Raw genomic sequence first — 18,625 nt, forward strand, 5'->3', positions numbered from 1 at the left:
TGAGGAGACCTCGGGAGTAGGTTCTCGCCATGGTCGTGTGGATCGTCGTCGGAGCCGTGCTGCTCGTGTCCGTCGTGCTCATCGCCGTCGAAGGCCGCATCATGCACAAGCCCGAGTCCGAGCGGAGCGACCGAGAACGTCGCTTCATGCGGGCGGACCGGGCCGTCGGGCGCGCGAACCAGTCGTACGCGCGCAGCATCGCACCGTGGTTGGTCGTCGGGCTGGCGGTCGTGGGGCTCGCTATCACGATCCCGTTCTGGGCGGAGGGGAAGACCGGCGCGGCCGCGGGGCTGACCGCGTTCTTCCTCGTCTTCGGCGTGGGGGCGGTCGTCTTCTGGGCCCTCGTGCTCCGGAAGCGCGGTCCCGGCAGCGCCTGGCGCGAGGACCAGGACCGGCAGCAGCGCGAGGCCGACGCTGCCGGCCGACCGCGCTGGTTCGTCAGCGTCAAGGCCGGGTGGCTGCTCGGCGGCATGTTCACCGCGATCGGCGCCGCGGCGCTCGTCACGTCGCTGATCGGCGGTGGCGGGTTCGTCACCGCGTCGATCCTCCTCGCCGTCGGCATCCTGTTCCTCGTCATGGTCGTGATCCAGCAGCGGGCCGAGGCGAAGCGCTGACCTGAGTGGCCGTCCGGGCCGGGATGAGCACGCTGGACTCATGAGCCAGTACGACAAGCGCGACCCGAACACCCTCTACCCCGCACCGCCGTACCCGAAGCAGGAACAGTCCCTGCCCGGTGCCGCGTGGAAGATGGACCCGAAGCCCGACCACGGCGAGGAGAGCTACGTCGGGCGGGAACGCCTGACCGGGTACCGCGGCATCGTCACCGGCGCGGACTCCGGGATCGGCCGTGCCGCGGCGATCGCGCTCTCGCGTGAGGGCGCCGACCTCGTGCTGTCGTACCTCCCCGACGAGCAGGAGGACGCCGAGGAGGTCCGCGACCTGCTCGAGGGCGAGGGACGTCGTGCCGTGCTCTTCCCCGGCGACATCGCCGACGAGCAGTACTGCATCGACCTCGTCCAGAAGGGCGTCGACGAGTTCGGCGGCCTCGACACCCTCGTGATGGTCGCCGGCCGCATGGACAGCAACGACGACATCCTGACGCTCGACACGTCGATGTTCGACTCGACGTTCAAGACGAACATCTACTCGCTGTTCTGGCTGACCAAGGCCGCTGTGCCGCACCTCGAGCCGGGGTCGACGATCGTCACGACCGGGTCGATCCAGGCATCGACGCCGTCGGCCGACAAGATCGACTACGCGGTGTCGAAGGGCGCGATCAAGCTCTTCACCGAGGCCGTCGCGCAGCAGCTCGCGCCGAAGGGCATCCGCGTGAACTCCGTCGCACCGGGACCGGTGTGGACGCCGCTGCAGCCCGGATCGGACGACGCCGAGACCGTGTCGCACTTCGGCGAGGACTCGCCGTTCGGCCGCCCGGGGCAGCCCGCGGAGCTCGGTGCCGCCTACGTGCACCTCGTCAGCCCGGAGTCGAGCTACCAGTCGGGTTCCACGATCACGATCGCAGGGGGCACGCCCGCGTTCTGACCCGCGAGCACCTCGCACCCCGTCACGAACATCGCGCCCCGTCACGGCGGGGTGCGATGTTTGCCTCGGGGTGCAAGCGCTGACGACGGGATTCCCCCGCGTCACTCGACGAGCGACTGCGTCCCGAGCACGACGGCCAGCGCGAGCCGCTCGGCGTCGACCGTCCCCGGTTCGGCCGTGTACGCCAGGATGCAGAGGTCCTCTGGAGCGACGACGAGCGCATCGCAGTCGAGCGTGATCCGGCCGACGAGCGGGTGCTCGATCACCTTCCGCCGTCCCTGCGCGGCCGGGGTCCCCGACACCGACGCCCACAGCTCCACGAACCGCGGGCTCGCCGCCCGCAGGTCCCGCACGAGCTGCTGCAGCTGCCGGTCGAGCGGGTACCGAGCCACCGTCATCCGGAGCCCGGCCACGAGCGACTCCTCGAACGCCGCCTGTTCGGCATCGGTGTGCACCGCGCGGCTGCCCGGTCCGACGAGGTGCCGCCACGTGGTGTTCCGCTCGTGCCCGGTGTACGCCGAGATCGACCCCATCAACGCGTCGTGCGGGGCGTTCGCGACGAGCAGGTTGCCCGCGGCGTCGAGGACCGCGACCGGGGTGTCGGCGAGCCGGTCGAGCAGCCGTTGCACGCTCGGCGGGATCCGGGTCGGGACGACGTCCGCTCCGGGCGCGGCGTGCCCGGCGAGGCGGTAGAGCAACTCCCGGTCGGCGTCGGCCACCCGCAGCGCGCGGACCAGCGCCTCGACGACCTGCGCGGACGGGGAGGTCGCACGCCCCTGCTCGAGTCGGGTCAGGTAGTCGGCGGAGATCCCGGCGAGGCCGGCGAGCTCCTCGCGCCGGAGCCCCACCGCACGACGCCGCGGTCCCACGGTCACGCCGACCGCATCGGGCGCGACGTGGTCCCGCAATCGTCGGAGCGTGCTCCCGAAGTCGGTCTCGTCCACGCCACCAGTCTGCGCGTGACGCGCCCGCGAGTCCTGGTCCTGGCAGTCCTACGACAACCGGACGACTCCCTCGGAAGGACGCGCCGACCGACGCTGGGGGCATGACAACGACACTCGTGACCGGAGCCACCCGTGGCCTCGGCAAGGAAACCGCCCGCCAGCTCGTCGAAGCCGGACACACCGTCTGGATCGGCGCCAGGAACGCCGAGCAGGGGGAGGCCGTCGCCGCCGAGATCGGCGCCCGGTCCGTCCAGCTCGACGTGACCGACGACGCCTCGGTCGCCGCGGCGTTCGCGCAGGTCGACGCCGACGGCGGGCTCGACGTGCTGGTGAACAACGCCGGCATCGCGATGTGGGGGTTGAACGGTCCCGATGCACTCCGGGTGTTCGACACGAACGCCGTCGGCATCGTCCGCACCACCGAGGCAGCGCTCCCGATCCTCCGCCGCTCGGCCAACCCGCTCGTGGTGAACATCTCGAGCGCCCTCGGCTCGTTCACCGCGGTGCACGACCCCGAGAGCGCCGCGTCGACCGTGCAGGCAGCGGTCTACGGCGCGAGCAAGTCCGCCGTGACGATGCTCACCGTCCAGTACGCCCGGATGGCACCTGAGGTGCACTTCGTCGCGCTCGAGCCCGGCTACACCGCGACGGAACTCGGCGGGATGCCGAACCCGCACGGTCGACCCGTCGAGGTCAGCGCCGCCACGGTGGTGGCAGCCGCCAGCGCGGGCCCGGAGGGCCCGACCGGCGTCCTGCTGGAGGACGGCCGCCCGCTCGGTTGGTGACCCGATGGCGGACGGGAGGCTCGGTGCCAGCTGGCACCGAGCCTCCCGTCCGCCCTGTGGTCGCGACTAGAGCAGCTGTCGGAAGTTCGTGGAGGCCAGGTCCAGCAACTCGTCTCCGCGACCCGACATGACGGTCCGGATCGCGTAGAGCGTGAAGCCCTTCGCCTGCTCCATCGTCACCGCCGGCGGCATCGACAGCTCCTGCCGGTCCACCTTCACGCTGACCAGCGCCGGACCGTCGTGGGCGAGTGCTGCTGCCATCGCGTCCTCGAACTCGTCGGACGTGTCCACGCGGAAGCCCTTGATGCCGACCGCTTCTGCGACCGCCGCGAAGTCCGGGTTCTGCAGCTCGGTGCCGTACGTGACGAACCCGGCGGCCTTCATCTCGAGCTCGACGAAGTTCAGCGACGAGTTGTCGAACACGACGACCTTCACCGGCAGCTTGTTCTGCACGATCGTGATGAGCTCGCCGAGGAGCATCGCCAGGCCGCCGTCGCCCGCGAGCGCGATCACCTGCCGGTCGGGGAACGCCGCCTGCGCGCCGATCGCCTGCGGGACGGCGTTCGCCATCGTGCCGTGCACGAACGAGCCGATCAGCCGGCGACCGCCGTTCATCGTGAGGTAGCGCGACGCCCACACGACGGGGGACCCGACGTCGGGGATGAACACGGCATCGTCGGCCGCGAGCTGGTCGAGCACCCTCGCGACGTACTGCGGGTGCAGGGGCTTGTTCTTCCCGGCCGGGACCGCGAGGTCGTCGAGTCGCTCGCGGGTCTTGCGGTAGTGCTTCAGCGCGTCCTGCAGGTGCTTCGTCGGCTTCGAGCCGTCGAGCATCGGGATGAGTGCGAGCGCCGTGTCCTTGACCGTCCCCACGAGCCCGATGTCGACGGGGTGCCGGCGGCCGAGCTGCGATCCGCGGACGTCGACCTGCACGTGCTTCGCCTTGGCGGGGAAGAACTGCTGGTACGGGAAGTCGGTGCCGAGCATCAGCACGACGTCGGCGTCCTCCATCGCGCGGTACCCGGACGCGAAGCCGAGCAGTCCGGTCATCCCGACGTCGTAGGGGTTGTCGTACTCGATGTGCTCCTTGCCGCGGAGCGCGTGCACGATCGGTGCCTGCAGGCGCTCGGCGAGGGCGACGACCTCGTCGTGGGCACCGGCGACGCCCGCGCCGGCCAGGATCGTGACCTTGTCGGCGCCGTTGAGGAGCTCGGCGGTGCGCTGGAGCTCCGCCTCGCTCGGGATGATCCGCGGCGTGGTGGCCTCGATGCGGGTCTCGCGCGTGCCGACCGCCTCGGCGAGGAGCACATCGCCCGGGATGACGAGGACGGCCACGCCGCGCTTCTCGATCGCCTCGCGCATCGCGATCTCGAGCAGACGGGGCATCTGCGTCGGGTCGGCGACGTACTCGACGTAGACGGAGCACTCGCGGAAGAGTTCCTGCGGGTGCGTCTCCTGGAAGTAGCCGGAGCCGATCTCGGCGGTCGGGATGTGTGCGGCGATCGCGAGGACGGGCACGCGGGACCGGTTCGCGTCGTACAGGCCGTTGACGAGGTGCAGGTTGCCGGGGCCGCAGCTGCCGGCACACACGGCGATGTTCCCCGTGAGTGCGGCTTCGGCGCTCGCGGCGAACGCGGCCGCCTCCTCGTGCCGGACGTGCTCCCACCGGATGGAGCCGTCCTTGCGGAGCGCGTCGGTGAACCCGTTGAGGGAGTCGCCGGGGAGGCCGTAGACCCGCTCGACGTCGTTCTTGCGGAGGGTGGCGACGATGTTCTCGGCAACGGTTGGCATGCCTCCTGTGTAGTCCTCCCAGCCTCCGCCTTTCCGTGCGCTGAACGCTTTCTGATGGTGTTGGTGGCTGCTCGGCAACGAGGGATGTCACGATGGACGGATGATCGACGATGCGCCGCCGCTCCGCCCACGACGCCGGGAGCCCGACGCGAACGGCATCCTCGTGCGGTCCCCGTACCCGCTGACGACCCTCGCGATCGCCGTCGGCGCCGTGGTCGTCATCACCGTCATCGGGTTCTTCCTCGGCACCGTCGACATCGGGATCGCCCGCGCGCTCAACTCGTTGCACGTCGGGTTCCTCGGCGCGATCACGGACGGGGTCTACCACGCGATCAGCCCCGGCCCCGCGATCGTCGTGACCGCGATCGTCACCGGGCTGATCTGGGCGCTCCAGCGGAACATCCGGCCGGCGGCGGCGTTCGCGGGGGTCGTCGCGATCACCTGGATCCCGTCGGACCTGGCGAAGGAGATCGTGCACCGCGCGCGGCCGTCGGTCGACGTGCTCCCGCACCCGTTCCCCGTGCAGCCGGACCCCGGGTACCCGAGCGGGCACACGGTGTTCATGGTGGCGTTCACGATCGCGCTGTGCTGGGTGCTGCGGGACACCAGGTGGCACCGGCTCGCGGTGGTGCTCGGGACGATCGCGGTCGTCGTCGTGTGGTTCTCGGTGACGATCGACGCCGTGCACTACCCGACGGACGCGCTGGCCTCGGTCGCGTGGGCGCTCGCCGTGGCGCCGGCGGCACGCCTGGTGTGGGTGGACTGGCTGATGCCGCGCATCCCGTACCTGCGCCCCGCGCGCCCTGCTGTCGGCGGCGCGACGGGTGCGGGCGCGGGCGGAGGCCGAGTCTCGCGCTGAGCGACGCCTCTCGCGCCCGGGAGCGCGAGCACTGTCGCTCAGGCCGAGTCTCGGCCCAGCGTCAGGCCGCGCGCCGCCCGCGTGCGACGAGCAGCGCGAGCACCGCAACGACCGCGGCGGCGAGCATCACGATCGCGAGGGGTACCGCGGTGGTCGAGCCGCCGACGCTCACGAGCGGGGACACCAGCGCGGCGAGCCCGAACTGCAGCGCGCCGAGCACCGCGGACGCACTCCCGGCCGCTGACGGGACCGCACCGAGCGCCAGGGCCGTCGCGTTCCCGAGCACGAGCCCGAGGCTGCCGACCGCGGTGAAGAGCGGCACGGCGAGGAAGACCACCGGCGCGGACGTGACGACCAGCACCGCGAACGCCACCGTCGAGGCGAGCACCAGCACGATGCCGAGCGACAGCACGCCGACGACCGAACGCGTCTCGGTGAGCTTGGCGGACAGGATGCTGACGCCCATCAGTGCGAACGCGTTGATGCCGAACGCGATGCCGTAGCCGACCGTGCCGAAGCCGATCATGTCCTGGTACAGGAACGGTGACGCCGAGATGTACGCCATCATCACCGCGAACGCGAAGCCGAACACCGCGGTGTAGCCGAGGAACGTCCGCGAGCGCAGTGCCCGGACAGGCGAACCAGACGACGTCCGTGCCGCACGCAGCGCAGCACGGTGCGAGCGGAGGTGGGTCTCGCGGATCACGACGAGCACCGCCACGAGCATGACGACCGACAGGCCGAGCACGACGGTGAGCAGCCCGCGCCATCCGATCGGCCCGGTGAGCAGCCCACCGAGCAGGGGCGCGACGACCGGGGCGACGCCGCCGACGATCATCATGAGCGAGAACGCCTTCGCCGCGGGCTTGCCGGTGGCCAGGTCGGAGATGACCGCACGGCCGATCACCATGCCGGCCGCACCGCCGAGGCCCTGCAGGAGTCGGGCGACGATGAGCGCGCCGACGTTCGGCGCGAGCACGGCTGCCGCACTGGCGAGCACGCAGAGCACCGCCCCGGCGATCAGCGGCGGCACCCGGCCGAACCGGTCGGAGAGCGGCCCGAAGACGAGCTGGCCCGCGGTGACCCCGACCAGGAAGGCCGTGAGGGTGAGCTGGACGGTCGTGGCGGAGGTCTGCAGCTCGACCGTCATCTCGGGGAAGGCAGGCAGGTACAGGTCGGTGGCGAACGGGGCCACCGCGCTGAGCAGTCCGAGCACGAGCAGCAGCGCCGTGGTGATGCCCTGCTGTCGGGGCGCGGCCGCTGCCGTCGTGGGTGTCGCGTCGTGCGCGCGGATGGATCCGGTGTCCGTCGTCATGATTATGAAATCATAACCCAATGGTTGTGAATGTATAACCCTGGGCGGTCGGCGCTACAGTGCTCCCCATGGGACGACCGGTGACCGACGACGTGCTCGCGGAGCTGGCCGAGGCTGTGCTCCGGATCTCCCGCGAGATCGACCCGCACGGCACGCCGGCGCTCGACATCGTGCCGCTCACCGGGACCGAGGCGCTCGTGATGCGCTGGGTCGACATGCACCCGGGTACCTCACCGAGCGCGACCGCCGAGGCGACCGCACTCCACCGGAGCAACCTCAGCGCGGCCCTGCGATCCCTCGTCGCGAAGGGCATGGTCGATCGTCGCGCTGACCCGGCCGACGCACGTCTGGTCCAGCTGTTCCCGACCGAGCGGGCGGCGGAGAACATCGCGATCCTGCGCGGCCACTGGGCCGCCAAGCTGCGGAACGCCCTCGATGGCGACGACGAGGGCGTGCGGGATGCCCTCGCCCTGCTCACCCGGCTCGACGGCGGGCTACGGGGCTGACGGCTCCTCGTCCTCGATCGGCAGGAGCCGACGGGCGCCGTGGCCCTCGGCAGCGAGCGCGTCGCCCGGGTTCATCACCAGGCAGGCGTTCAGCGAGACGCAGCCGCACCCGATGCACTGCGTCATCTCCTGCTGCAGGCGTTCGAGCTCCAGCTGGCGGGCCCGGAGTCGTGCACGCCACCGTTCGTTCAGCCGGTTCCAGTCCCGGAGCGACGGCATCCGGTCCTCCGGCAGGGTCGCGAACTGCTCGGCGACCTCGCGCAGCGGGATGCCGAGCCGTTTCGCCACCTGGATGATCGCGATCCGTCGTTCCACGTGTCGCGGGTACAGCCGGGTCCCGCCGTCGGTCCGCTCCGGGTGGATCAGGCCCTTGCGTTCGTAGAAGTGCAGCGCGGACGCCGCGACCCCGGTGCGCGCGACGACCTCGCCGATCGTCAGCAGGTCGGTGGGCTTTGGATGCGCGATCTCGACCATGGTCGAGATCCTACGGGTGCGGTCAGCGCTGTTGGAACGACTCCCAGAGCAGGAAGGCGGTGAAGAGGACGAACGGTGCGCAGGCGATGAGGTTCAACCACCGGTGCTCGACGATGACGGCGACGAACTCCCTGAGGAAAGCGCTCGGGACGTAGTAGGTGGCGGTCGGAGACCCCACCACCTGTGCGGGGAGGTCGAGCTGCCGCGCGAGCACCGCGGCGCGGAGGACGTGGTAGTTGTTCGTCACGATGACGATCGGTCCGTCGCGGCCAGCTCCGGTCTGCACGTCCCGGGAGAACCGCAGGTTCTCGAGGGTGCTCCGCGAATCGGTCTCGGGCAGGACGTCAGCGGGATCGGCTCCGTTCGCGACCAGGTACTCGGCCATCGCCGTCCCTTCCGGACGCGGTTCGTCCGCTCCCTGCCCGCCGGACGGGATCAGCGCCGGGCGCCTCCCCGCTGCTCGTTCCGCGAGGTACAGGGCAAGGCTCCGGTCGAGACGGCTGCGGAGGAGTGGAGGGACCTCGCCGTGGATGAGCCCCGACCCGAGCACGACGACGGCGGCCGGTTCCATCCGGTGACGTATCCGTCCGTACACGATCGAGTAGACCGCGAACGCGACGAAGGCCACCGCGAAGTAGCCGCAGACGAAGACCATGAGGACGGCGACCGCCACGCCGACGACGTTCCAACTCGTCGTCCGGGGTCCGGTCGACAGCACGAACAGTGTGATCGCGACCGCAGGGAGCACGAAGACCAGCACGCCGGCGATGAGCGAGAGCAGGTTGCCGAGGCTGTGCCCCTCGGCGCGCAGCATCTGCACGCCGTTCGCGATCAGTGCGATGCCCAGCGCCACCACCGCCACCGGGATCAACAGCAGTGCCAGGCCCACGGCCACGCCGAACCCCGGGACGACCGCGCTCAGCACGGACACCACCGTGACCAGCGCGAAGAACGCCGCAGGAAGAGGAACAGCGCGGCGAAGACCGGAGCGGCTCCGATGGTCAGCACGCTGCGGCCGAGCAGGGCGACGAGGTCATGCGGTCGAGGGTACCGACGCTCGTGACCGAGGTCCTCCTCGTTGCTCGGACCCATTTCGCATAACACTTGACCGGCTATGCAGTATCCAATATGTTGTGTGTATTCGGGCTCGCCAGGGAGCCCGCACCACGAGGAGACCCCCATGACCGCAGTCACCGCGACCACCCGACCCGCCGCCGCCACCGCTGCAGGGATGCCGCTCGACGCGCTCCTCGGCGGACTCGAGCGTGCCGCAGCGCGTCTGCCGCACGCAGTGGCACTGCCGGTCATGGTGGCGCATGCCGCACTGTCGACCGTCGCCTACCGCTGACCCGGCGGGCGTCCCTGCCCACAACGCCTGCGATGGGAAGTCGAATCGCGCGTAGGAGGTCCGAAAAAGTGGCCACCTACGCGCGGATCGACCCCCTACGCGCGAATCGACCCCCTACGCGCGAATCGACCGCGAGACCACGCGGCCACGGAGCCGCTCGCGCGTGAGTGCCGGCAGCGGGAACCCCGTGTCCCGCTCGAGCACGTGCGTCCCCGGCGGCACGATGGCGTCCACCGCGTCGAGCACGTCGTCATCGAGCACGACCTCGGCCGCCTGCGCGTAGGCGTCCACGTGCGACACGGTCCGCGGCCCGACCACCACCGACGCCACGTCCGGGTGCGTCAGCGCGAACCCGATCGACAGCTCGAGGAGCGTCAACCCGGCCTCGTCCGCCAGGGTCCCGAGCCGATCGGCGACCGCGAGCTTCCGCCGGTTCTGCGGCGACCCGATGTCGTACACGTCGGGCTGTTCGACGGCGTGCGGCGACCGGGGTTGCACGGTGCCGTCCCGGTAGGCGCCGGCGAGCCACCCGCCGGCGAGCGGCGCCCCCGCGAGCACCCCGAGCCCGAAGCGCCTGGCGACGGGGAACACGGTGCGCTCCGCCGTCCTGGTCAGGATCGAGTAGGGCACGTGCGTCGCGGTCGCACTCTTCGCGCCGGAGCGGAGCCACTGCGCCTCGACGAGTTCCTCTGCGGGGAACCCGGGGATGCCGAAGCTGCGGATCTTGCCCTGCGTGACGAGGTCGGCGAGCGCGTCGAGGGTCTCGTCGAGGGACGTCGTCGGGTCGGGCCGCGCGGGCTGGTACAGGTCGATGACGTCGGTGCCGAGCCGTTCGAGGCTCCGCTCGACCGCGCGGAACATCCACCGGCGCCCGGATCCCCGGTGCGCGGAGTCATCGTCGACGGGGTCGCCGAACCGCACCGACACGAAGACGTCGTCGCGACGTCCGGCGAGCGCGGCACCGACGACGGACTCCGCGAGCCCCGATCCGTGTGCGTCCGACACGTCGATCGCGGTGACGCCACGGCCGAGGGACTCGACCACCAGGTCCACCGCGTCGTCCACGTCGCGCTCCGCGACGCCCGCGATGGCCCGCGTGCCGAGCGTCAGCGCGCTGACGGGCGCACCCGTCCGCCCCATGGTCCGCTGCTCCATGGCCGACACGATATGGGTGACCACGTCCCGACGTGACGCGGGTGACGAACCGTGACGAGCCTCCCCTCCGGGTCCCGCGCACGTGACGTTCCGTGACACGCGCTCCCGCGGTCCGCGACGCCGTGTGACGGTCCGTTGCGACGGAAGACGGGAGGCTCGACCCGACCCCGCCCGGCTGCCTACGGTCCTCGACATGACCCGATCCGACACTGCACGGCGCGTGTTCCACCGCCGCGTGACCGCGGCGCTCGCCGCAGCCGCCGCGACCGTGGTGCTCCTCGCCGGCTGCTCCGCCGGTGCTGCCTCGGCGACCCGCGACACCGGGCCGGTGCGCGGCGGGAACCTCGTGTACGCGACGGACCGTGAGCCGACGTGCCTCGATCCCCACAACTCCGGGGACATGCCGCAGACGTACATCGCCCGGCAGTACCTCGACTCGCTCGTGTCGCTGCAGAAGGACGGCTCGGTCAAGCCGTGGCTCGCGTCGAGCTGGACGATCTCGGACGACGGCACGGAGTACGACTTCACGCTGAAGCAGGGCGTGGAGTTCACCGACGGCACCCCGTTCGACGCTCAGGCCGTCGTGGACAACTTCACGCAGATCCTCGACCCGGCGACGCAGTCCTCGACCGACCTGCTCTACCTGACGGGGTACTTCGACAAGGCCACTGCCGTCAGCGACCACGTCGTGCGGATCACCCTGAAGCGCCCGTACTCGCCGCTCCTCGCCGCACTGTCACAGGCGTTCTTCGGCATGGAGTCGCCGAAGGCCATGGCACGGGGGCTCGCCGCGAACTGCGAGTCGCCGGTCGGGACGGGGCCGTTCAAGGTCGCGGCGTGGAACCACGAGCGGGACGTCGAGCTCGTCCGGAACGATGCGTACAACAGCGCCCCGGCTGATGCGAAGCACCAGGGCCCCGCGTACCTCGACGGCATCACGTGGAAGTTCCTCAAGGACAACACCACGCGGTACGGCGCGCTCAGCTCGGGCGAAGCGGACGTCATCTTCAACGTCCCGCCGGAGAGCGAGGGCCTGGCGAAGTCGGATCCCTCGATCGAACTGCAGTCGTTCGTGCACTCGGGAGCGCCCTTCAGCCTCGACATCAACACGAAGAGCGCGGTCTTCAGCGACATCCGGGTGCGGAAGGCGTTCGTGCACGCCTCTGACGCGAAGGAAGCGGTGGAGAGCGCCTACAACGGGGTGTTCCCGTACGAGGGCAACAACGTCTCCTCGGGGACGCCGCACTACGACGCGGCGTACCACGAGCCCTTCCCGTACGACCCGGCCGAGGCGAAGCGGCTCCTCGACGAGGCCGGCTGGACCGGACGCGACGCGGATGGCTACCGGACCAGGGACGGCGAGACGCTGACCGTGAACCTGCCGTACAACGCCGACTCCGCGGAGACCCCGCCGGCCGACGTCACGATCCTGCAGGACATCCAGGCGATGGAGAAGCGCGTCGGGATCAAGGTCGTGCTGCGGGCGCTCGACTCGTCCTCGATGAACGCGGTGTGGGGCAACCCGAAGGCGTACGACCTGCTCGGGAACTACTGGAACAGCCCGACCCCGCACGTGATGTACATCAAGTACTCGAAGGCGACCTACGACGTCGACAACGGCCAGAACTCGGCGTTCGAGTACGACGACGAGCTCGACCGCCTGCTCATCGCGGGCACGGCGACCACCGATCCGGCGCAGCAGGAGGTCTTCTACGACAAGGCCCAGGAGCGGCTGTCGTCGCAGGCCTGGACGCTGCCGCTCTACCCGATCCAGACCCGACTCGGCATCTCCGACCGCGTCGGCGGCGTGTGGATCGAGCCCAGCGAGGGCGAACCCGTCCTCTCCGACGCCTACCTGATCGACGGAGGCAAGTGATGGTCATCCGAGTCACACGACGCATCGTCGAGGCGGTGGTCCTGCTCCTCGCCGTCGGCACGATCGTGTTCTTCCTCGAGCACGCCGTGCCTGGTGACCCCGCCGTCGCGATCCTCGGCGGCGCCGCTGCACACCCCACGAAGGAAGCGGTCGCGGCGGTCACCGCGCAGTACGGCTTCGACCGACCCCTCATCGCGCAGTACGGCGACTTCCTCGGCGGGCTGTTCCGGCTCGACTTCGGGGAGTCCTACACGCTGAAGCAGTCCGTCACGAGCGTCATCGCGGGGCAGATCGGCCCGACCCTGGCGCTGACGGTGTCCGCGCTCGTCATCGCGTGGCTGCTCTCGATCGCGTCGACCCTCCTCACCGCCGGTCGCCCGGGCATCGTCGGACGCCTCGGCTCCGTCGTCGAGACCGTCGCCGCCGGGCTCCCGCAGTTCTGGCTCGGCCTCGTGCTGCTCCTGGTCTTCGCCGTGCAGCTGCACTGGTTCCCGGTCATCGGCTCCGGTCCGCTCGGCATCGTCCTGCCCGCCCTGACGCTGGCGATCCCGCTCGCCGGGTTCCTCGGGCAGGTCACCCGCGACGAGTTCGAGGACAAGCAGCAGCAGCCGTTCGTCCTCTCCGCCCGCAGTCGGGGCCTCTCCGAGCGCGCCATCCGCGGGAAGTACGTGCTCCGGCACGCCGCGCTCCCCGGCGTCACGCTGTCCGGCTGGGGCCTCGGCTCGCTCGTCTCCGGCGCCGTCATCGCCGAGGTCGTCTTCGCCCGCCAGGGCATCGGTCAGGTCCTGGTCACGGCCGTGAGCGCGCAGGACCTGCCGCTCGTGATCGGCATCACCTTCGTCGTGGCGCTCGTCTACGTCGTGGCGAACATCCTCACCGACATCGCGTACGTCGTCATCGACCCACGACTGCGCCGCACGACGGGAGCCGCAGCATGACCACCGCAACGATCGCACCCGGCGAACCCGACGTCCTGGACCCGGCCCCGGCATCCGCCGCGGCCGGCGTCCGCAAGGTGCGCAAAGCCTCCCACCCGTTGCGCCGCGTCTCGTTCTGGGTGGCCGCGGCGTTCATCGCGCTCGTCGCGGTGGCGGCCCTCTGGCCGTCCCTGCTCGCGCCGCAGGACCCGCTCGCCATCGACCTCGGCAAGAGCTTCGACGCACCCAGTGCGCAGCACGTGTTCGGGACCGACCAGTCCGGCCGCGACGTCTACTCGCGCGTCGTGCACGGAGCCGGCCAGTCGGTCCTGATCGGGGTCGGCGCGACCGCGCTCGGGCTCGCGGGGGCCGTGCTGCTCGGGGTCCTCGGCGGACTCGGCGGGCGTGCCGTGGACGCCGTCGTGACCCGCGTGATCGAGGTGCTCTACGCGTTCCCGGGCATCCTGCTCGCGCTCATCCTGATCGCCGTGTTCGGGTCGAGTGCGGGGACGCAGATCCTCGCCGTCGGCATCGCGACCATCCCCGGGTACGCCCGGATGGTCCGTGGGCAGGTGCTCGCCGTCCGCGGTGCACCGTACGTGCAGGCGGAGCGGGCGCTCGGCCACTCGTCGGCGCACGTGCTGTTCCGGACGCTGCTGCCGAACGCGTTCCGGCCGCTCACCGTCCTGGTCACGCTCGGCATCGGGCAGGCGATCGTCTGGGCGTCGGCGCTCGGGTTCCTCGGCATGGGCGTGCAACCGCCGGCACCGGAGTGGGGCGCGATGCTCAACGCCGGCCGCAACTACCTGCAACAGGCCTGGTGGCTCGACTTCTGGCCCGGCGTCGTGATCGTGCTGCTCGCCCTGTCGCTGACTGCCGTCGGTCGCGCCGTGCAGACCCTGACCCAGCCTGGAGGCCCCCGGTGACCACCGCAGACTCGCTCACGTCCGCCACGTCAGTCGTCCAGGGCCCAGCCCCGGTCGTCGACGTCCGGAACCTGTCCGTCGCCTTCGGCGACCGCACCGTCGTGCAGGACGTCTCCTTCACGCTCGACGCCGGCCGCTGCGTGGCGATCGTCGGCGAGTCCGGCTCCGGCAAGAGCGTCACCGCCCGGTCGTTGCTCGGGCTGAACGGGACCACCGCGACGACCACGGCCTCGGCCCTGTCGCTCGGCGGTCAGGACCTCCGCGACCTGTCCGACGGCGCATGGCGGAAGGTCCGCGGGAAGCAGGTCGGCTACGTGCTGCAGGACGCACTGGTCTCGCTCGACCCGCTCCAGAAGGTCGGGGCGTCCGTCGCCGATGCCCTGCGTGAGCACGGCGTCGGGCCCCGCTCCGTCCGGGAGCAGCAGGTGCTCTCGCTGCTCTCGCGCGTCGGTGTGCCGTCACCCGCGCTCCGTGCTCGTCAGCTGCCGTCGGAGCTGTCCGGCGGGCTCCGGCAGCGTGCGCTCATCGCCGCCGCGATCGCCCTCGACCCGGCCGTGCTCATCGCCGACGAGCCGACGACCGCGCTCGACACCACCGTGCAGGCGCAGATCCTGGCGCTCCTCGACGAGCTTCGTGCGGGCGGGACCGGGCTCGTGCTCATCAGTCACGACCTCGGCGTCGTCGAGCAGCTCGCGGACGACGTCGTCGTGATGCAGCACGGGGTCGTCGTCGAGCAGGGGCCCGTCGGCGCCGTGCTCGGCGACCCGCAGCACCCGTACACGAAGCGTCTGCTCGCGGCGATCCCGTCCGCACACGCACCGGGAGCCCGGCTGTCGGACGCTCCCCGTGCGACCCTCGCCCCGCGGCCGGCATCACGTCCGGTGCCCGTCGCCGGCTCCGTCGTGCTGTCGGTGTCGCACGTGACCAAGCGGTACCGGGGGCCCGACCGGGTCACGCGGACCGTGGTCGACGACGTGTCGTTCGAGCTCCGCGCGGGCGAGACGCTCGGCATCGTGGGGGAGTCCGGCTCCGGGAAGTCCACGACCGCGGCGATCGCCCTCGCACTGACCCCGCCCTCGTGGGGGACGGTCACGTTCGAGGGCCGCCCGTGGTCGGACCTGTCCGAGCGGGCTCGTCGCGGCGATCGTCCGCGCATCGCCACGGTGTCGCAGGACCCGCTGTCCTCGTTCGACCCCCGCCGCACGGTCGGCGAGCTCATCCGCTCCGCCCTGACGGGTGCGCGCGCCGCCCGAAGGTCATCCGACGACGGTCGTTCCGACTCCGGTCGCGTGGAGGATCTCCTCACGGGCGTCGGGCTCGACGTGGGGATCGCCCGCCGGCACCCCTCGACGCTGTCCGGCGGGCAGCGCCAGCGCGTGGCCATCGCCCGAGCGCTCGCCACCGACCCCGACGTGCTCGTCCTCGACGAGGCCGTCAGCGCGCTCGACGTCTCCGTCCAGGCGCAGGTGCTCGACCTCCTCGCGGACATCCGCCAGGAGTACGGCACCGCCGCGCTCTTCATCTCGCACGACCTCGGGGTGATCCACCACGTCAGCGACCGCGTGCTCGTGCTGCGCGACGGTCGTGTCGTCGAGGAGGGGCCGGCCGACCAGGTCTTCCGCTCCCCGCGCGACCCGTACACGCAGGGGCTGCTCGACGCGGTCCCCGGCGTCAGCATCCACCGGAACCCGCAGGAGGAACCATGACCGTCACGACCCAGCCCACCCGGACCTCGCTGCTCGATCGCTTCGCCCCGGTGTTCGACCGGATCGCCACCGGAGCCGTGGAGCGCGAGCAGACCCGCACCCTGCCCCACGAGCAGGTCCGATGGCTCGCCGCCGCGGGGTTCACCGCCGTCACCGTTCCCGTGTCAGCCGGGGGCAGCGGTGCGTCGGCGACCGACCTGTTCACCCTGCTCATCCGGCTCGCCGAGGCCGACTCGAACATCCCGCAGCTGCTCCGCGCGCACTTCGCCTTCGTCGAGGAGCTCCTGCTCGGCCCCGACGTCGTGCGCCGCGACGAGTGGTTCACCCGGATCGCAGCCGGAGAGGTCTTCGGGAACGCCAGCCACGAGCGGAGCTCGGCCGCGGTCGGCCAGCTCGCGACGCACATCGTGCCGGACGGCGACGGCTGGCGGCTGCACGGCGAGAAGCACTACAGCACGGGGACGATCTTCGCGGACTGGACCACCGTCACCGCGCAGACGCCGGACGGCCACACCGTCGGCGTCACCGTGCGGGTGGACGATCCGGACGTCGAGGTCCACGACGACTGGAACGGCTTCGGGCAGCGCCTGACCGGCAGCGGCACCACGACGTTCGACGGGGTCCGCGTCGAGCTCTGGCAGCTCCGACCCGAGCGTGCCGAGCGACGCACGGTGCTGCCGGCGTTCCTGCAGACCGTGCTGCTCGCCTCGCTCGCGGGTGTCGGCGCGGCCGCAGCCCGCGACGCCGCCGCGTTCGTGCGGTCCCGGACCCGGCACTACCAGCACGGGGTCGGCCGGACCGCGGCGTCCGACCCGCTCGTGCAGTCCGTCGTCGGCCGGATCGCATCGGACGCCGTCGCCGCAGAGGCCCTCGTGCTCAACGCCGCCGCCGCCATCGACGCCGCGCACGACGCGATCGTGGACGGCGAGGACGGCCCCGGGCTCGACGCGGTCATCGACGCCGCCGAGCTCCGGACGATCGCCGTGCAGGGGGCCGTCGTCGAGGTCGTCCTGCGTGCGACGACGACCCTGTTCGAGGTCGGCGGTGCGAGCGCGACCGACCGCGACCGCGCACTCGACCGGCACTGGCGGAACGCCCGGACGCTGTCGTCGCACAACCCCGTCGTGTTCCAGCAGCGGGTGATCGGCGACCACCTGGTGAACAGCGCTCCCCTGACCTACTTCTGGGCGACGGGGGAGACCCGCTGACCGACGACGATCTGTCACTCGCCACACCGACGAGTTACACTTAGCGCGATAAGTGTCAAAACCTTCGCGTCGTGGTGACAGATCGGAGCGTCATGAACTGGCCATCGATCGATTCTGAGGAACTCTGGTTCGAATCGAAGTACGCCGGGTTCGGTGTCGCCGCCAGTCGGCGGAGCACCCTCGGGCACGCGTACCGCGCGGCCGTTCCGCCGCTCATCGCAGATCTCGACCCCGTGGTGTCGTCGTCGACTGCCGCGCTCGTCGACGACGCGGTCGAGGCCCTCGTGCGGTTCGATGCGCAGCTCGGTGGGGAGATCGCACCGTTCGCCTCGTTGCTCTTGCGGTCCGAAGCGGCGGCATCGTCGCAGATCGAGAACCTCACTGCGAGCGCTCGGGCCGTCTTCACGGCCGAGCTCGGCGACGACTCACGGCAGAACGCCGCGCAGATCGTCGCGAACACCCGTGCGATGCAGAGCGCGCTCGACCTCGCTGACGAGCTCACGCCCGAATCCGTGCTCGCCATGCACGGCGTCCTGCTCGACGGTGATCCGCATCACGACGCCGGGTCTTGGCGTGAGGAACCGGTCTGGATCGGCCGGAGTGCAGACAGCCCTGCCGGTGCGGACTTCGTCGCTCCCGGGTTCGAGCGGGTTCCCGTCCTCGTCGACGACGTCATGGCGTTCGCTCGCCGCACCGACCTGCCGCGGCTCGTGCAGATCGCCGTCGCGCACGCCCAGTTCGAGACCATCCACCCGTTCACGGACGGCAACGGTCGGACGGGCCGCGCTCTGATGCAGGCGATGTTCCGCGGAACGGGGCTCACCCGGAACGTGACGATCCCGGTGTCTGCGGGGCTTCTCACCGACACCGTCGGCTACCACGCGGCTCTCGACGCCTATCGATCCGGCGACATCGAGCCGATCGTCGTCGCCGCGGCGGAGGCGTCGTTCCGAGCCGTCAACAACGCGCGCGAGCTCGTCGACGACGTCCACGCCGCCCAGGCTCGGTGGCGGGAGGGCGTCACGGCGCGCGCAGACTCGGCGGTGTGGCGGGTCCTCGAGGTCGTGGCACGCCAGCCCGTCCTCACAGCAGCATCGCTCTCGGCGCAGCTCGGCGGATCGGTCAACGTCTACCGGCTGCTCGACACGCTCGTCGCCGCGGGAGTGCTCGTGTCGAAGTCCGAGTACAAGCTCAGGACGACCGTGTGGCGGAACGACGACGTCCTGCGCGCGCTCGATGCCTTCGCCCGGCGCTCCGGTCGTCGCGGCTGAAC

At 71.1% G+C, this 18,625-nt stretch carries 18 protein-coding genes; 12 read left to right on the top strand and 6 right to left on the bottom strand.

Annotated features, from left to right (window positions below; translation table 11 throughout):
* Positions 1 to 29 precede the first annotated feature (29 nt).
* Complete coding sequence (locus ACIPJ2_RS04755) at positions 30 to 614, top strand: hypothetical protein (protein ID WP_402727782.1); 585 nt, start codon at positions 30 to 32, stop codon at positions 612 to 614.
* Positions 615 to 654: 40 nt separating this feature from the next.
* Complete coding sequence (locus ACIPJ2_RS04760; RefSeq protein WP_402727783.1) at positions 655 to 1,542, top strand: SDR family oxidoreductase; 888 nt, start codon at positions 655 to 657, stop codon at positions 1,540 to 1,542.
* Between the two features lie 101 nt (positions 1,543 to 1,643).
* Here the strand turns inward: ACIPJ2_RS04760 and ACIPJ2_RS04765 are convergent, their stop codons facing one another.
* Complete coding sequence (locus ACIPJ2_RS04765) at positions 1,644 to 2,486, bottom strand: helix-turn-helix transcriptional regulator (protein ID WP_402727784.1); 843 nt, start codon at positions 2,484 to 2,486, stop codon at positions 1,644 to 1,646.
* 101 nt (positions 2,487 to 2,587) lie between these two features.
* On the opposite strand from ACIPJ2_RS04765, the gene ACIPJ2_RS04770 reads away from it, so the two are divergent.
* Positions 2,588 to 3,271, top strand: coding sequence for an SDR family NAD(P)-dependent oxidoreductase (locus ACIPJ2_RS04770; protein ID WP_402727785.1), 684 nt, complete (start codon positions 2,588 to 2,590; stop codon positions 3,269 to 3,271).
* A 66-nt stretch (positions 3,272 to 3,337) separates the two neighbouring features.
* Here the strand turns inward: ACIPJ2_RS04770 and poxB are convergent, their stop codons facing one another.
* On the bottom strand, positions 3,338 to 5,062 hold the full coding sequence (poxB, locus tag ACIPJ2_RS04775; RefSeq protein WP_402727786.1) for a ubiquinone-dependent pyruvate dehydrogenase: 1,725 nt from the start codon (positions 5,060 to 5,062) through the stop codon (positions 3,338 to 3,340).
* A 100-nt stretch (positions 5,063 to 5,162) separates the two neighbouring features.
* On the opposite strand from poxB, the gene ACIPJ2_RS04780 reads away from it, so the two are divergent.
* Entirely contained in the window at positions 5,163 to 5,921 is a 759-nt protein-coding gene (locus ACIPJ2_RS04780) for a phosphatase PAP2 family protein (protein WP_402727787.1), read from the top strand.
* 61 nt (positions 5,922 to 5,982) lie between these two features.
* On the opposite strand, the gene ACIPJ2_RS04785 is transcribed toward ACIPJ2_RS04780, so the two are convergent.
* Complete coding sequence (locus tag ACIPJ2_RS04785) at positions 5,983 to 7,236, bottom strand: multidrug effflux MFS transporter (RefSeq protein WP_402727788.1); 1,254 nt, start codon at positions 7,234 to 7,236, stop codon at positions 5,983 to 5,985.
* Positions 7,237 to 7,304: 68 nt separating this feature from the next.
* Here ACIPJ2_RS04785 and ACIPJ2_RS04790 point away from each other — a divergent pair, with 68 nt between their 5' ends.
* The gene (locus ACIPJ2_RS04790; RefSeq protein WP_281266553.1) at positions 7,305 to 7,742 is read left to right on the top strand and encodes a MarR family winged helix-turn-helix transcriptional regulator; all 438 of its coding nucleotides are present in this window, start codon (positions 7,305 to 7,307) and stop codon (positions 7,740 to 7,742) included.
* Here ACIPJ2_RS04790 and soxR read toward each other — a convergent pair.
* Both soxR and ACIPJ2_RS04800 read right to left on the bottom strand, forming a co-directional pair.
* Positions 7,731 to 8,216, bottom strand: coding sequence for a redox-sensitive transcriptional activator SoxR (soxR, locus tag ACIPJ2_RS04795; RefSeq protein ID WP_402727789.1), 486 nt, complete (start codon positions 8,214 to 8,216; stop codon positions 7,731 to 7,733). The genes ACIPJ2_RS04790 and soxR overlap by 12 nt on opposite strands.
* 22 nt (positions 8,217 to 8,238) lie before the next feature.
* Entirely contained in the window at positions 8,239 to 9,141 is a 903-nt protein-coding gene (locus ACIPJ2_RS04800) for a YdcF family protein (protein ID WP_402727790.1), read from the bottom strand.
* 255 nt (positions 9,142 to 9,396) lie between these two features.
* Here ACIPJ2_RS04800 and ACIPJ2_RS04805 point away from each other — a divergent pair, with 255 nt between their 5' ends.
* On the top strand, positions 9,397 to 9,564 hold the full coding sequence (locus ACIPJ2_RS04805) for a hypothetical protein (protein ID WP_402727791.1): 168 nt from the start codon (positions 9,397 to 9,399) through the stop codon (positions 9,562 to 9,564).
* A 114-nt stretch (positions 9,565 to 9,678) separates the two neighbouring features.
* Here ACIPJ2_RS04805 and ACIPJ2_RS04810 read toward each other — a convergent pair whose 3' ends face one another.
* Positions 9,679 to 10,719, bottom strand: a complete 1,041-nt coding sequence (locus ACIPJ2_RS04810; protein WP_402727792.1) for an aldo/keto reductase — start codon at positions 10,717 to 10,719, stop codon at positions 9,679 to 9,681.
* A gap of 193 nt (positions 10,720 to 10,912) precedes the next feature.
* Between ACIPJ2_RS04810 and ACIPJ2_RS04815 the strand changes: the two genes are divergently transcribed.
* The 6 genes from ACIPJ2_RS04815 (at position 10,913) to ACIPJ2_RS04840 (ending at position 18,623) form a co-directional block, all read left to right on the top strand.
* Positions 10,913 to 12,595 carry an ABC transporter substrate-binding protein gene (locus ACIPJ2_RS04815; RefSeq protein ID WP_402727793.1) on the top strand — a complete coding sequence of 561 codons (1,683 nt, stop codon included), beginning with the start codon at positions 10,913 to 10,915 and terminating at the stop codon, positions 12,593 to 12,595.
* Entirely contained in the window at positions 12,595 to 13,533 is a 939-nt protein-coding gene (locus tag ACIPJ2_RS04820; RefSeq protein ID WP_402727794.1) for an ABC transporter permease, read from the top strand. Before ACIPJ2_RS04815 ends, ACIPJ2_RS04820 begins: the two co-directional genes overlap by 1 nt.
* Positions 13,530 to 14,438, top strand: coding sequence for an ABC transporter permease (locus ACIPJ2_RS04825; protein WP_402727795.1), 909 nt, complete (start codon positions 13,530 to 13,532; stop codon positions 14,436 to 14,438). The genes ACIPJ2_RS04820 and ACIPJ2_RS04825 overlap by 4 nt, the downstream gene beginning before the upstream one ends.
* Positions 14,435 to 16,144, top strand: coding sequence for a dipeptide ABC transporter ATP-binding protein (locus tag ACIPJ2_RS04830; protein ID WP_402727796.1), 1,710 nt, complete (start codon positions 14,435 to 14,437; stop codon positions 16,142 to 16,144). The genes ACIPJ2_RS04825 and ACIPJ2_RS04830 overlap by 4 nt, the downstream gene beginning before the upstream one ends.
* Positions 16,141 to 17,352, top strand: a complete 1,212-nt coding sequence (locus ACIPJ2_RS04835) for an acyl-CoA dehydrogenase family protein (protein WP_402727797.1) — start codon at positions 16,141 to 16,143, stop codon at positions 17,350 to 17,352. Before ACIPJ2_RS04830 ends, ACIPJ2_RS04835 begins: the two co-directional genes overlap by 4 nt.
* 92 nt (positions 17,353 to 17,444) lie before the next feature.
* Entirely contained in the window at positions 17,445 to 18,623 is a 1,179-nt protein-coding gene (locus ACIPJ2_RS04840; protein WP_402727798.1) for a Fic family protein, read from the top strand.
* Positions 18,624 to 18,625: the final 2 nt, after the last annotated feature.

This window comes from Curtobacterium sp. NPDC090217 (assembly GCF_044746705.1).
Lineage (GTDB): Bacteria > Actinomycetota > Actinomycetes > Actinomycetales > Microbacteriaceae > Curtobacterium.